We start from the raw sequence: 14,860 nt of genomic DNA on the forward strand, positions 1-14,860 counted from the left end.
CGGCATAATGCGCGCCGTGATGACTATTTTCGAACGAACAAGGCGAGCAACGTGTTGAAGAAAACCCTGTTCCAGTTGCACTGGTTTTTTGGCATCAGCGCCGGGCTAGTCCTGGCCTTGATGGGCATCACCGGGGCGACGGTATCGTTTCAGGATGAAATCCTGAACGTTCTGAACCCTTCGGTATTGCAGGTCGAGAAGCAGGTGGCTGGCGTCCTGCCGCCCGCCGAACTGGTCGAACGCATCGAAGCGGCATCCGGCAAAAAAGTCTCGATGCTGAGTGTCGAGACCGACAGCGGCGCTGCGGCCAAGGTGTTCTTCACGCCGCCGCCAGGCGAGCGCCGTGGGCAGATGCGCTACTTCAACCCGTACACTGCCGAGTTCATGGGCGAGGCTACCGGCCAGGACTTTTTCGGCCTGATGCTGCGATTGCACCGCTTCCTCGCCATGGGTGATACCGGTCGGCAGATCACCGGTGCCTGCACGCTGATTCTGCTGTTCTTCTGCCTGTCCGGCCTGTACCTGCGCTGGCCGCGTCAGTGGAACAGCTGGCGCGCCTGGCTGACCCTGGACTGGAAGAAAAAGGGCCGCAGCTTTAACTGGGATTTGCACGCCGTGGCCGGCACCTGGTGCCTGGTGTTTTACCTCCTGGCGGCGGTGACCGGGTTGTCCTGGTCCTATGAATGGTTCAACAAGGGCCTGACCCATTTGCTCTCCGACGCACCACAAAACGAGCGCGTTCGCAGCGGTCGCGGTCCGGCGCCAAGCGGCCCCGCACCGACCGCCGATTACGCGGCGATGTGGAGCAGCATCTACAGCACTGCCGGTCCGGCACTCAGCGCCTACAACATCCGTATGCCGCCCGTGGCCGGCCAGCCCGCCACGGTGTTCTATCTGTTGAACGCTTCGCCTCACAACCGTGCGCTGAACCAGATCACCCTCGACCCGGTTACGGGCATCGTCAAACGGCATGACCGTTACAGCGACAAAAGCCTCAAGGCACAACTGCTGACCAGCCTCTATGCACTGCATGTGGGCAGCTACTTCGGCCTCGTCGGACGGATCATCTTGACGATCAGCGCGCTGACAATGCCGCTGTTTTTCGTCACCGGATGGCTGCTGTACCTCGATCGTCGTCGCAAGAAAAAACACATCAAGGGTGCCCGCAAAGGTCTCACGCAACCGGGCAGCGATGCACCGGCGTGGCTGATCGGTTTCGCCAGCCAGAGCGGGTTTGCCGAACAACTGGCATGGCAGACGGCCGGGCAATTGCAGGCGGCGGGATGGCCGGTGAAGGTTCAGCCGCTGGCGATGGTCAGCGAGCAGGATCTGCGTGCCTCCAGCAACGCGCTGTTCGTGGTCAGCACGTTCGGTGACGGCGAAGCGCCGGACAGTGCCCGCAAGTTCGAACGCAAGGTGCTGGACCGGCCGTTGAGCCTGAACGGCCTGAACTATGCGGTGCTTGGCCTCGGTGATCGCCAGTATCAACACTTCTGTGGTTTCGCCCGACGTTTGCACACCTGGTTGGGCGAACACGGTGGCAAGACCTTGTTTGCCCCGGTGGAGGTCGACAGCGGCGACCCTTACGCCTTGCGTCACTGGCAGCAGCAACTGGGGCTACTGACCGGACAGGCGCCTGTGGACACCTGGCAAGCCCCCAGCTACGACAACTGGACGCTGGCCCGTCGCGAACTGCTCAACCCGGACAGCTGCGGTTCGCCGGTGTACTTGCTCGGCCTCACAGCGCCTACCACCAGCAGCTGGCTGGCGGGTGATCTGGTGGAAGTATTGCCGCGCAATGGCGCTTGGACGATGGAGCATTTCCTCAATGGCCTGGGCATTGACGGTCGGGCCACTGTGGTTGTCGAGGGCCTGTCGCAACCGCTCGAGCAAGCCCTCGCCAGTCGGCAATTGCCCGAAATTCGCGCTCATCTGGTCGGCTTGCACGCGCAAGCGCTGGTGGATGCGTTGGTGCCTTTGGCCGCGCGCGAATACTCCATCGCCTCGATTGCCGCCGACGGTATTCTCGAACTGATCGTGCGCCAGGAACTGCACCCCGATGGCCGCCTGGGCGTCGGTTCCGGTTGGCTGACCGAACATGCGCCGGTCGGCGGCACCCTGCGCCTGCGCGTGCGGCGCAACAGCGGTTTCCATCTGCCGGCCGAGCCCGTACCGATAATCCTGCTGGGCAACGGCACCGGGCTGGCAGGTCTGCGCAGCCTGCTCAAGGCGCGGATTGCCGACGGCCAGCAACGGCATTGGCTGCTGTTCGGCGAGCGAAATCGCGAGCACGACTACCTGTGCCGCGATGAACTTGAGGAATGGTTGATTTCGGGGGATCTGGAGCGACTGGACCTGGCGTTCTCGCGGGATCAGGCCGAGAAGATCTACGTCCAGGACCGCCTGCGCGAATCCGCCGCCGAGTTGAAGAAATGGCTGGCCGACGGCGCCGTGATTTACATCTGCGGCAGCTTGCAGGGCATGGCCTCAGGCGTGGATCACGTGCTCAACGAAGTGCTCGGGATTGAAGAGGTTGACCGGCTGATCGAACAGGGCCGCTATCGCCGCGACGTCTACTGACCCACAGGGATCGGGTTTCGGTTTGCTACATCTTCTCAAACCGGCGACAACTTCTGCTCAAACACCCCGACCCCATCCAGATCCCGCAACACCACACTCATCTCCCCCGTCTGCCCGTCGATATTCACCTCGCCAAAAAACTGAAACCCGGCAAACGGCGAGGTGTTCTGCGCCGGGGGTACTTTCTCGAACACCACCTCGGGCCCAAAGGTTTTATCCAGCGGGTTAGGCCCAAAGCTCCCCGCATTCAACGGCCCGGCAACAAACTCCCAGAACGGTTCGAAGTCCTGAAACGCAGCCCGGTCCGGATGGTAATGATGCGCCGCGCAGTAATGCACATCTGCGGTCAGGAACACGAAATTGCGCACCTGCTGCGCCCGCAGGAATCCCAACAATTCAGCGATTTCCAGCTCACGCCCTTGCGCCGGTCCCGGGTCGCCGTTGGCCACGGCTTCCCACCGCGCCACACCAGGGCTGACCTCGCCATCCGGTACGCCGAGGCCGATGGGCATGTCGGCGGCGATGACTTTCCACTGAGCGTTGGAGGCTTGCAACGAAGCCTTCAGCCAGTCCAGTTGTTCACGACCGAGAAAGGGTTTTACATCGCCTAGATTGTCATCATTGGCGCCGCGATAACTGCGCATATCGAGAACAAATACATCGAGCAGCGGCCCATAACCGAGCTTGCGATAAATCCGCCCGCCCCCGTCGCCGCTTTGCAAACGCATCGGTGCATATTCGAGCCAGGCCTGACGCGCGCGCGCCGCCAGGCTGTGGATATCTTTACTCTGGTAGCGCCCATCCAGCTGCTTGCCCGGCGACCAGTTGTTCACCACTTCGTGGTCGTCCCACTGCCAGATCTGCGGCACTTCGGCGTTGAAGCGACGGATGTTTTCGTCCATCAGATTGTAGCGATAATTGCCGCGAAACTCGTCAACGCTTTCGGCGACTTTACTCTTGGCTTCGGTGGTGATGTTGCGCCACACCCGACCGCTTTCGGTGGTCAGTTGCGCGGGCACCGGGCTATCGGCGTAGATGGTGTCGCCGCTGTGGATAAAGAAGTCCGGCAGGCGCAAGCGCATCGCTTCATAGATGCGCATGCCACCGATGTCCGGGTTGATGCCGTAGCCCTGGCCGACGGTGTCGCCGCTCCAGACAAAACGGATGTCGCGACGAGTCTGCGGCACACTGCGCAAGTGGCCAAACCAGGGCTCGCTGGTGGTACCGCTTTGAGCGTCTTCGAAATGTACGCGATAGAAAATCGCCTGATCGACGGGCAGGCCGGTGAGTTCAACCCGGGCGGTAAAATCCGTAGTGGCGTCGGCCAATGGCGAGACAAAACGACGAGGGTTGCTGAACAGACTGCGGGTGTCCCATTCCACCACCATCCGCGCCGGACGGTCGCAGCGGCTCCAGACCATCGCCCGGTCACCCAGCAAGTCGCCGGACTGCACGCCATCGGTAAGTTGCGGCCGATCCTTGACCGAAGCAATTACCGCCGGCGCCAGACCGGGCAACAACAGCCCCGCGCCGACGACTTGCAAGACACGACGGCGACCGAGGTCGAATTCGCTCATGGTGCTCTCCCTGAAAAGGAAAACTAAAGCATGCCCGCATGACCCCGGCATGACACTCCCCCTTAATGTAGGAGCGAGCTTGCTCGCGATGGTGTATCAGTCGACACAAGGGTGTCTGACCCACCTTCGCGAGCAAGCTCGCTCCTACACAGGGGCAGGTGTCAGGCGTTGACGGGCTCTATGGCCAACTCAACGACCTCAGATCGCTTGAGCACGGCATACGCCACCGCCGTCAGCAGACTCCCCGCGACAATAGCCAGCAGGTATAGCAGCGCATGGTTGATCGCATTCGGGATCGCCAATACAAACAATCCGCCGTGCGGTGCCATCAGCTTGCAACCGAAATACATCGACAACGCGCCGGTCAGCGCGCCACCGGCAATGCTCGCCGGAATCACCCGCAACGGGTCCTTGGCGGCGAACGGAATCGCGCCTTCGGAGATGAAGCACAAGCCCAGCACCAACGCTGCTTTACCGGCCTCGCGTTCGGCCTGGGCGAACTTGCGCCGGGCAATGAACGTGGCGATGCCCAGGCCAATCGGCGGCACCATGCCGGCGGCCATCGTCGCGGCCATCGGTGCATAACTTTGTGAAGCCAACAGCCCTACCGAGAACGCATACGCCGCTTTGTTGATCGGCCCGCCCAGGTCGACACACATCATGCCGCCCAACAACACACCGAGCAGAATCGCGTTGGTAGTGCCCATGCTGTCGAGGAAGTGTGTGAGCCCTTCGAGCATCCCGGCCACGGGTTTGCCGACCACGTAGATCATCACCAGACCGGTGAACAGACTCGCCAGCAACGGGATGATCAAAATCGGTTTCAGCGCCTCGAGGCTTTGCGGTAACCGCGCATAACGATTGATCGCCTGTGCGGCATAACCGGCGATGAAACCGGCGATGATCCCGCCGATAAAACCGGCACCCAGGGTGCTCGCCAGCAATCCACCGATCATCCCCGGCGCCAGGCCCGGACGATCGGCGATTGAGTAGGCGATGTAGCCCGCCAGCAGCGGCACCATCAATTTGAATGCGGTCTCGCCACCGATCTGCATCAGCGCTGCCGCCAACGTGCCCGGTTCCTTGAACGCGGTGATGCCGAACACGAACGACAACGCGATCATCAAACCGCCCGCCACCACCATCGGCAGCATGAACGATACGCCAGTCAGCAAGTGTTTGTAGACGCCGGTCTTCTCTTGCCTGGCTGGGCCTTTGGCGCCCGTCGAAGCACTTTCCTGCCGACCTTCTGCCAACGCTTTGTTCAGCGTCGCTTCGGCTTGTTTCAATGCGATGCCGGTGCCGCAACGATAGATTTTCTTGCCGGCAAAACGCTCAGTGGCGACTTCAATGTCGCAGGCCAGCAGCACCACGTCCGCGTCGGCAATCGCTGCCGCGCTCAATGGATTGCGCGCACCGACAGAACCCTGGGTTTCCACTTGCAGGTCGTAGCCCAAACGCTTGGCCGCTTGCTGCAAGGCTTCGGCGGCCATAAAGGTGTGGGCAACGCCGGTCGGACACGCCGTAATCGCAACCAGGCGTGGCGCGTTTTGAACGGGCGCAACCGACTCGGCGACGGCATCTGGCGCGCTGTAAACCTGAGCCTCTTCAGCCCCCCGACGCAGCACCGCCTCAACATCCTGCAAAGCCTGCGCAGGCGTGCTGCGAAAAACCCGTTTACCGACAAATCGCGACATATCCACAGGCACGCTGGTCACCAGCAACACCCACTCGGCCGCCTCGATCGTGGCCGCCGACAATTGACGTTCCGGGTGCGTTGCATCGGTGACTTCGACGCTGGTGCTCCAGCCCTGACGCTGGGCCGCCGCATCGAGCAAACGGGCGCACAGCACACTGGTGACCATGCCGTTCGGGCACGCCGTAACAATGGCTAATTTCATGACGTACCCTCTTATTGTTCTGTCAGGGGGCGCACGCGCACACCCTGTTCTAACCGAGCCAACTGAGCGGCGTCGCCCATGCCGAAACCAATCTGGGTGACCGCCATCGCGGCAATCGCCGTGGCGGTGCGCAAAGTCTGTTCAGGCGTATCGGCACTGAGTAATCCGTGGAGCATGCCGGCCAACAACGAGTCGCCCGCGCCCACCGTGCTGACAACGCTGACCTTGGGCGGTATGGCATGCAGCGCCGAGCCGACACTGAACCAGTTCACGCCCTCGGCTCCGTGAGAAATCACCACATGCTCGATGCCTTGAGCGTGCAAGCGGCTCGCGGCCTCAGCCTGTGCCGCGACCGAAATCACTTCGCAGCCGAGCGCATCGGCCAGTTCTTCAGTATTGGGCTTTATCAGCCACGGGCCGGCCTTGAGCGCTACGCGTAACGCTTCGCCACTGGTGTCCAGCGCAACGTTCAACCCGAGGTTTTTCAAACGCAGAATCAACGCCTGCAACCACTGAGGACTGATGCCTTGAGGCAGGCTGCCAGCCACGACAACCGCGTCATGCCCCGGTGCAATCCGGTCGAGCCGATCAAGCAATGCCTGTTGCGCCGCCTCACTGACCCTCGGCCCCGGGCCGTTGATATCGGTGATGCGTCCATCGCTTTCCGCCAGTTTGATGTTGCTGCGGGTTTCGCCGGGGACGCGGATAAATGCGTCGACAAAACCACGCTTGGTAAACAAGGTTTCGAATGCTTGAAGATTATCCTCCCCAAGGAATCCGCTGACGGTCAGCTGATGCCCCAGGTCCACCAGCACCTGCGCCACGTTCACGCCTTTACCGGCGGCGTGGGTGTGCATCTCGTCGCTGCGGTTGACCTGTCCGGCTTCTAGGCGCGGCAGCTGCACCGTCAGGTCAAGCGCCGGGTTGAGGGTCAGGGTCAGGATCTTGGCCATTACAGGGCCTCCACTAATGCGCGTACTTCATTCGCGCTGCCAACGGCCAGCGCCTGCTGGGCCAAGGTTTGGGCCTGAGTCAGGCTGAGTTCGCGAATGCGCGCCTTGACCTCGGCAATGCTGCGGCCCGACACACTGAGCTCATCCACGCCCAGCCCGACCAGCACCGGCACCGCCAGAGGGTCGGCGGCCAGTTCGCCGCACACGCCGACCCATTTGCCGTTGGCATGGGCCGCGCGTACGGTGATGTCGATCAATTGCAGAACCGCCGGGTGCAAGCCGTCAGCCTGGGCCGACAAGGTGGGATGACCACGGTCGATGGCCAGGGTGTATTGCGTCAGATCGTTGGTGCCGACGCTGAAGAAGTCGACTTCCTTGGCCAGCACCGGCGCCAGCAAGGCCGCCGACGGCACTTCGATCATGATGCCCAATTGCAGGTCTGCGACCGGGATTTCCAGACGCAGGCGTTCGGTCATGTCCCGCGCCTGCCGCCATTCGTCGACGCTGCCGACCATGGGGAACATGATCCGCAGCGGACGGTTGTCGGCGGCGCGGAGCAAGGCGCGCAACTGCGCTTCCATGATCTGCGGCCGCTGCAGGGTCAAGCGAATACCGCGCACGCCCAGGAACGGGTTTTCCTCTTTGGCGATCGGCCAATACGGCAGCGGTTTGTCGCCGCCGACGTCGAGTGTACGTACCACCAGCGGCCGCCCCGCCAGGCCATCGAGCACGCGGCGATATTCAACTTCTTGCGTGGCCTCGTCCGGCGCTTGCGAATGGGCCATGAAAATCAGTTCGGTGCGCAGCAGGCCAATGCCCTCGGCGCCCTGCTCCACGGCACTGGTCACGCCGGCGCTTTCGCCGATGTTGGCGAACACTTCGACCGCATGGCCGTCAGTGGTCAGCGCCGGTAGATGGCGCTGTTCAGCCGCCGCTTTCAGACGTTGCTCGCGGGTGTCGCGCTCTTCGATGGCGCGCTGCAAGGTCGCAGCGTCAGCGTCCACGTGAAGGCGACCGCGCTGACCGTCGAGCAGCAACGGCGTGCCTGGCGCCAGCAGCAATACTGCCGCCCCCGCACCAACCAGCGCTGGAATTCCGAGGGCACGGGCAACGATGGCGCTGTGGGCCGTGGCACCGCCCCGGGCGGTGAGAATGCCGGCGACGCGAGTCGGGTCCAGACGCGCCACGTCGGAAGGGCCGACTTCCTCCATCACCAGAATGTACGGTTGATCGGGCTCGCTCGGCGTTTCGACGCCACTGAGTTGCGCCAACACTCGTCGACCGACGTCGCGCAGGTCGGCGGCACGCTCGGCGAGCAAGGCGTCCTGCAGCGATTCCTGTTGCTTGGCCGCCGCCTCGATCACTGCCATCCATGCCGCTTCGGCGCTTTCGCCTTGCTTGAGACGGGTGTCGACTTCATCGGTCAGTTCCGGGTCGTCGAGCATTTCCAGATGGGTGATGAAAATCTCGCGAATGGCCTTGGCTTTGCTGCGCTCGATCAGGCCTTCGATGTCGCGACGCACCTCGGATAAAGCCTGTTTGAGACGTTCGCGCTCGACGGCGGCGGACTCACCGCGCAGTGGGTAATCGATGGTTTGCAGCACGTGAATATGCGCCGGACCGATGGCGATGCCAGGTGCAGCGGCGATGGCCTGAACCAGACTGCCGGACACAGGCGCGAGCAGTACTTCGGCCACATCGGCAAAGACTTCGCGCTGTTGACTCACGGCCGGTAATGGCTCGACCTCTTCACCCAGGCCTTCTTCGACGGCGGCCAACAAGGCCGGCAACGCATCGGCGGCGATGCTCGGTTCGGCGATGAATTCCAGCACCTGACCGCGACGGGCGCCGAGGCTCAGCAGTTTGCTCAAACTCTTGACCGACACCGCGTTGTCCTGACCATCGACAATGCGGACGCGAATCTCACCTTCAAAACTTTTCGCCAGTTGCGCGAGGATGTTCGCCGGGCGCGCATGCAAACCGTGGGCGTTGGCCAGGGCAATTCGGGCATTCGGCCAATCGACCGGCAACTCACCACCGAGCACTTCGAGCACTTTACGACTGCTGGTGGCGCGACCCAGTTCATGGCCGCGTCCTTCAATCAGCAACGCGCAAAGGCGTTCGAGCAACGCCTGGTGCGCCTCGCCGAGGCTGGCCAGACAGAACAGCCCGCTCAACGGCTGACCGAGGTAACGTATCGGCTTGTCCGGGGTGACGAACGCCAGTCCCGGGCGCTTCACGGTTTGCTCGCTGTGCAGCCACCACAGCCCATCGCCCAGGGGTAGTGCTTCCACCTGTTGCAGCACGGCGGAGAAACCATTGCTCACACAATCGGCCTGACGCAGCAAACGGGCGCCGCGCCAGACCAACTCTTCGAAGTCATCGGCAGAAACGCCGAGGCCAATCATCTGCGCATCCAGCGCCAGCTCCTGCGGTGCACCTTGCAGCAATTTCAACAAGGCTTCGGCGGAGCTGGCGCGACGCAGGGCCTGGCCCAGATCGGTCTCGCCGAGCGCGCGGGTCAGCAGTTGCAACAGACGCAAGTGCTCATCGGATTTGGCCGCGATACCAATCGCCAGGTAAACGATCTGCCCGTCGCCCCAGTCCACGCCCTCAGGGAATTGCATCAGCCGCACGCCGGTGGAAAACACCAGATCGCGGGTTTCCGGGGTTCCGTGGGGGATGGCAATACCTTGACCGAGAAAGGTCGAGCCCTGTGCTTCACGCGCCTGCAACCCGGCGAGATAGCCATCGGCGACCAGACCGTCGGCGACCAGATGCTGGGCGAGCAAGTGCAACGCTGCGGACTTATCCACAGCCGACTGGCCCATGGATATCTGCTCTATAGTGAGCTCGAGCATGCTTTCTCCTTTTTGGCGCCGTGGGGCGCCAGGTATTGTTTGAATGATTGAAGCTTAGGCCCATCGTCATCACTTTTGGCGGTATCTCGGCAGAACCGGCCAAAGGCGTGTAAAACGTAGAAAATACGCCTGCTGAAACGTTTAATCTAGATTGTTTGGCACGTTACTCGATAATGTCTCATCCTTGAAGTCCAACTTGTCGGATGAGCTGCAACAATGGTCGCCTGCCTGAATCGGGTACGATTGGCAAAAATGTCGGGGCAAGCTCGAAAAAACAAGGAAATCCCGAGTTGAAACTCAGTGATATCGCACAGTTGGCCGGTGTGTCCGTTACCACCGCCAGTTATGTCATTAATGGCAAGGCCGAACAGCAACGCATCAGCAGCGCCACCGTCGAACGCGTGCGTGCCGTCGTCGAACAACATGGCTTTACGCCCAATCCGCAAGCAGCCGGGCTGCGTAGTCGGCACACCCGCACCTTGGGTTTCATTCTGCCGGACCTGGAAAACCCCAGTTACGCACGGATCGCCAAATTGCTGGAGCAAGGCGCCCGGGCTCGCGGTTATCAATTGTTGATTGCCAGTTCCGATGATGCGCCGGACAGCGAACGGCAATTGCTGCAACTGTTCCGCGCTCGGCGCTGCGACGCATTGATTGTTGCCAGTTGCTTGCCCGCGGGCGATGAAAGCTATCGTCTGTTGCAGGCCAAGGGCATTCCGATCATCGCCATCGACCGGGTCATGGACCCCGAGCATTTTTGCTCCGTCATCAGCGACGACCGCGAAGCCAGTCTGCAACTGACCCACAGTCTACTGGACCCACAGCCCAAACAGATCGCGCTGATCGGTGCGCGCCCCGAACTGAGCATCAGCCAGGAACGGGCGGCCGGCTTCAAGGAAGCGCTAACCGCGTTCAAAGGCGAGGTGCTGATCGAACACGGCGAGTCGTTCAGCCGTGAGTGCGGTAAACAGTTGATGGAAGAACTGCTGCAGCGTCTGGGTCATTTGCCGGATGCGCTGGTGACCACGTCCTACGTGCTGCTTCAGGGCGTGTTCGATGCCTTGCACGATTTCCCGCTCAAAACCCGCCCGCTGCGCCTCGGCACCTTCGGTGACACGCAATTGCTGGACTTCCTGCCGTTGCCGGTCAACGCCATGGCCCAGCAGCATCAGCTGATCGCCGACAAAGCGCTGGCCCTGGCGCTCGCCGCCATCGAGCAGTCCGATTACCAACCCGGCGTGCAGGCCATCCCGCGGACCTTCAAGCAGCGCATTCGCCAGGACTGAACCGTGGAGCTGATCGACAGCCACACTCATCTGGATTTTCCGGACTTCGACGAGGATCGTCAGGCGCTGCTCGCCGAGAGCCGCGCCCTCGGTGTGAAGCGGATGGTGGTGTTGGGGGTTTATCAGGCCAATTGGCAGCGGGTCTGGGATCTGGTGCAAAGCGATCCCGACCTGCATGCAGCATTCGGTTTACACCCGATGTATCTGGATGTACATCAGCCTGAAGATTTACCCGAACTCGGCGATTGGCTGGCTCGGCTCGCCGGCCATCGGCAGGTGTGTGCAGTGGGCGAGATCGGCCTGGATTACTTCATCGAAACCCTGGACCGCGAACGCCAGCAGACACTGTTCGAGGCGCAGCTACAACTGGCGGCGGACTTCAATCTGCCGGCGCTGATTCATGTGCGACGCAGCCATGCGGCCGTGATAGCCACGCTGAAACGGTTTCGGTTGAAACGCGCAGGGATCATCCACGCCTTCGCCGGCAGTAAAGAAGAGGCCCGCGAGTACATCAAGCTTGGTTTCAAACTCGGCCTCGGCGGCGCCGCGACCTGGCCTCAGGCCCTGCGCATGCACCGCGTTCTCGCTGAACTGCCGCTTGAATCGGTGGTATTGGAAACCGACGCTCCGGACATGGCACCCGTCATGTTCCCCGGTCAACGCAACAGCCCGGCCCACTTGCCGGCGATCTGCTCGGCGCTGGCGGGGATCATGTCGATCACCGCTGAGCAATTGGCCGCGGCCAGCACCGCCAATGCCTGTGAGCTGTTCAACTGGTAATTAATTGATGTGGGTCTTGGCGGCTTCAAGTGTCAGTGTGATGTGCTGCCGATGCCGGGCAAATCGAATCACGATGAAGTAGACGAAGATCGCCAACAGCGAAAAATTCACCTGCTCCAGAACGCTGAGCAACCTCATCCACTCCATCACCAACGCCACCAGCAACGCGGTGCAGACCATGATCTGCGCGCTCGTCCGCAGCAATGCCAGCGAGTCGTTGGACTTGAAGCGCTTGATCTGTTTCGGATCACTCAGATGCAAGGATTTCTGGCAGTGGGAACAGGTGAACGCTTCATTGATGGCAATGGCGTTGAGTTGCCAGGGTTTGAGCAGCAATGTGTGGCGGCAGTGGGCGCAGCGGCCCTGAATTCCATTCGTTGCAGCAGACATAACCGAGCCTCCTGGCGGGTCAGAGAGACCGATCTCTCAATCATTGAAGACCAAAGAAGACTAAAAAACAGAAACACTCACAAATAGGATAATGCCTATATGGGAAAGAAATAAATACTACAAATCATGTAGGAGCGAGCTTGCTCGCGATGGATTCGAAGGCGGCGTATTTTTCCGGGCAGTACGCGTCATCGTTCACGTCCATCGCGAGCAAGCTCGCTCCTACAGGTTATTTACACGCGGAACGCGCTGATCAGCTGCCTGAGTTCCACCACCTGAGACGACAACGCACGGCTGGCATGCTCGGTCTGATACGCGCCTTCGGCGGTGCGCTCGCCTGCGCGGTTGATCTCGACAATATTCTGATCGATGTCATGAGCCACAGCGGTCTGCTGCTCCACCGCAGCAGCGATCTGCTGATTCTGATCGACAATCATGCCGACGGCACCGAGGATGTTTTCCAGTGCCTGCTGGACCTTCTCCGACTGGCCGACAGTGCCGCTGGCCACCTGATGGCTGATACCCATCGCCTTCACCGCTGCACCGACACCGCCATGGAGCTTGGCGATCATCTGCTCGATTTCTTCGGTGGATTGCTGGGTCCGCTTGGCCAGGGTCCGGACCTCGTCCGCCACTACGGCAAAACCACGCCCTTGCTCGCCCGCTCGCGCCGCTTCGATGGCCGCGTTGAGGGCCAGCAGGTTGGTCTGTTCGGCGATGCTCTTGATCACCTCCAATACACGACTGATGGACTGGCTGTCGCTGGCCAGCTGATTGATCACCAACACCGACTGATCGATTTCACTGGCAAGTTTGGCAATGCTGCCCTGCTGCGACTCCACCAGCCCGCGACCGTTAATGGTCTCGTCGTTAACGCTGTGGGCACTGTTGACCGCTGCCGCGGCACTGCGCGCCACCTCAAGGGAAGTGGCCGACATCTGGTTCATGGCCGTCGCCACCTGCTCGATCTGGGAACGCTGCCCCGCCACGGCCTGGTTGCTCTGCGCGGAAACGTTTTCCACCTGACCGGCCTGGCGTTCGACCTCGCTGACGGTCTGCCCTACTCGCTCGATCAGGTCATGGATTTTTTTCACGGTGCCATTGAACACTTCGCCGAGCTCGCCCAGTTCATCGCGGCTATTGGCGTTGAAGGTCACCGTCATGTCGCCGGCGGCCACCTTGTTCATCATTGCGCCGAGACGCTTCAGGGTGGTGCGGGTCGAGGCGTAGAAACCGCCATAAAGGTAAAAGATCAACACAAACACCACCGAGAGCGCCACGGCCTGCAAAATCATGTGCGTGCGATTCTGTTCCAGCCTCTGCTGCAACTGGGTGCCGAGAAACTTCAGCGTGGCGTCATTGAGTTGGTAGGTCCGGTCCATCAGCCCTGTGACCTGATCGTAAAAACCCTGCCACGGCGTATCGAGCGTGTCAGCCATCACCACCTGTTCTTCGAACAGTTCGCTGGCCTTCTTCATCGAAGCCTTGCTGTTATCGGCTTGAACGGCAAGGGCTTCCCGTGCCGCTTTGCTTGAATCCAGTGCATCCTGCAGTTTCAGCCCGTATTCGCCCTGCAGCTTTTCGATCTGTGCCAACAATTCGTCGAAGCGGGTACTCGATGCCGAGTTGAGAAAGCCCTGCCCCAACGAAAAAGAACCCATCGCCCGGCCTTCGCCCAGTATTTGGGTAACCCGTGGGGTGATATTGGTCATGAGTTCGCTCAGCTGACGCATGTCGCTCTGAGTATCACGACTCAGGCCAGCCTGGCTGACGATGATCTGGTTGAGAATCTGCGCGCTACCGAGCAACTTGCCAATCATCCCGCTTTTGCTTTGCAGGGAGCTTTCCGCTTGCTCGGCCTTGAACGCGGCGATCATCTCATCACGCTTGGCATCGAAAACAGCGATCTGCTCCGGATCCGTGGTCATCGCTGTCAGCCCTTGCAAACGGTTCAGCACGCTTTGCCCCAAGGTACTGATTTGCGACTCGACATTGCCAGCCTTGCCAGACTGACCGAGAGTGACGTTGATCTGCACCAGGTTATTCAAGGTTTCCAGATCGCGCCGTAACGTCAGGCTGCTCCCCAGGAGATCGAGGCTCTGCAATTCGATTTGGCTGCCCTGGAATTCGCGATAGGAATCGCGTACCAGATAGAAATTGGTCACCAGCATCGGCACAAGGAACAGCACGCTGATCAGGCTGAACTTCATACCAAAGCTCAGGCGATTCATTAGCGCAACGGCGGGATAGAGCAAGCTCTTCACTGGAGGTCCCCTTCTATTCTTATTTTTATTGGCAGGCGCAGTTCGACAGCAGAAAGCCACTATTCGGCGCTATCTCTGTATAACTTAAATCGGCGGGAGGTTTTGTAACTTAAGGTAAACGGCAGAGCGAACGCGGCCTTGTAGCAGCTGGCGTAGCCTGCGTTCGGCTGCGCAGCAGTCGTAAATCCTGATAACGCAATGAACCTGAAAATCCGCGGTGACTGAATTGGCGACTGCTGCGCAGCCGAACGCAGCCGAACGCAGGCTA

Annotated in this window: 9 protein-coding genes and 1 pseudogene; 3 read left to right on the forward strand and 7 right to left on the reverse strand. The window is 60.8% G+C overall.

All coding sequences use genetic code 11. The features are described from left to right. Nucleotides 1–51 precede the first annotated feature (51 nt). Nucleotides 52–2,580, forward strand: a complete 2,529-nt coding sequence (locus ACM6IR_RS16735; protein WP_414908725.1) for a PepSY domain-containing protein — start codon at nucleotides 52–54, stop codon at nucleotides 2,578–2,580. 35 nt (nucleotides 2,581–2,615) lie between these two features. Here the strand turns inward: ACM6IR_RS16735 and ACM6IR_RS16740 are convergent, their stop codons facing one another. The 4 genes from ACM6IR_RS16740 to ptsP form a co-directional block, all read right to left on the reverse strand. After that, a complete protein-coding gene (locus ACM6IR_RS16740; protein WP_414908726.1) occupies nucleotides 2,616–4,157 on the reverse strand; it encodes an alkaline phosphatase D family protein in 1,542 nt (513 codons plus the stop codon). A gap of 161 nt (nucleotides 4,158–4,318) precedes the next feature. Then, complete coding sequence (locus tag ACM6IR_RS16745) at nucleotides 4,319–6,058, reverse strand: PTS fructose-like transporter subunit IIB (protein WP_414908727.1); 1,740 nt, start codon at nucleotides 6,056–6,058, stop codon at nucleotides 4,319–4,321. Between the two features lie 11 nt (nucleotides 6,059–6,069). Then, nucleotides 6,070–7,011, reverse strand: a complete 942-nt coding sequence (pfkB, locus tag ACM6IR_RS16750) for a 1-phosphofructokinase (protein ID WP_414908728.1) — start codon at nucleotides 7,009–7,011, stop codon at nucleotides 6,070–6,072. Further along, on the reverse strand, nucleotides 7,011–9,872 hold the full coding sequence (gene ptsP, locus ACM6IR_RS16755; RefSeq protein WP_414908729.1) for a phosphoenolpyruvate--protein phosphotransferase: 2,862 nt from the start codon (nucleotides 9,870–9,872) through the stop codon (nucleotides 7,011–7,013). Before ptsP ends, pfkB begins: the two co-directional genes overlap by 1 nt. Nucleotides 9,873–10,162: 290 nt before the next feature. Here ptsP and cra point away from each other — a divergent pair, with 290 nt between their 5' ends. Both cra and ACM6IR_RS16765 read left to right on the forward strand, forming a co-directional pair. Continuing rightward, nucleotides 10,163–11,158 (forward strand): catabolite repressor/activator, encoded by a 996-nt coding sequence (gene cra / locus ACM6IR_RS16760; RefSeq protein WP_414908730.1) that lies wholly within the window; start codon nucleotides 10,163–10,165, stop codon nucleotides 11,156–11,158. Between the two features lie 3 nt (nucleotides 11,159–11,161). After that, nucleotides 11,162–11,938, forward strand: a complete 777-nt coding sequence (locus tag ACM6IR_RS16765; RefSeq protein ID WP_414908731.1) for a TatD family hydrolase — start codon at nucleotides 11,162–11,164, stop codon at nucleotides 11,936–11,938. Here the strand turns inward: ACM6IR_RS16765 and ACM6IR_RS16770 are convergent, their stop codons facing one another. The 3 genes and pseudogenes from ACM6IR_RS16770 to ACM6IR_RS16780 form a co-directional block, all read right to left on the reverse strand. After that, nucleotides 11,939–12,328 carry a hypothetical protein gene (locus tag ACM6IR_RS16770; protein ID WP_414908732.1) on the reverse strand — a complete coding sequence of 130 codons (390 nt, stop codon included), beginning with the start codon at nucleotides 12,326–12,328 and terminating at the stop codon, nucleotides 11,939–11,941. Between the two features lie 233 nt (nucleotides 12,329–12,561). Then, complete coding sequence (locus tag ACM6IR_RS16775; protein WP_414908733.1) at nucleotides 12,562–14,592, reverse strand: methyl-accepting chemotaxis protein; 2,031 nt, start codon at nucleotides 14,590–14,592, stop codon at nucleotides 12,562–12,564. A gap of 84 nt (nucleotides 14,593–14,676) precedes the next feature. Beyond that, nucleotides 14,677–14,860: pseudogene (locus ACM6IR_RS16780) on the reverse strand (hypothetical protein); the annotation flags it as partial.

Source organism: Pseudomonas sp. IT-P253, from assembly GCF_949768125.1.
Lineage (GTDB): Bacteria > Pseudomonadota > Gammaproteobacteria > Pseudomonadales > Pseudomonadaceae > Aquipseudomonas.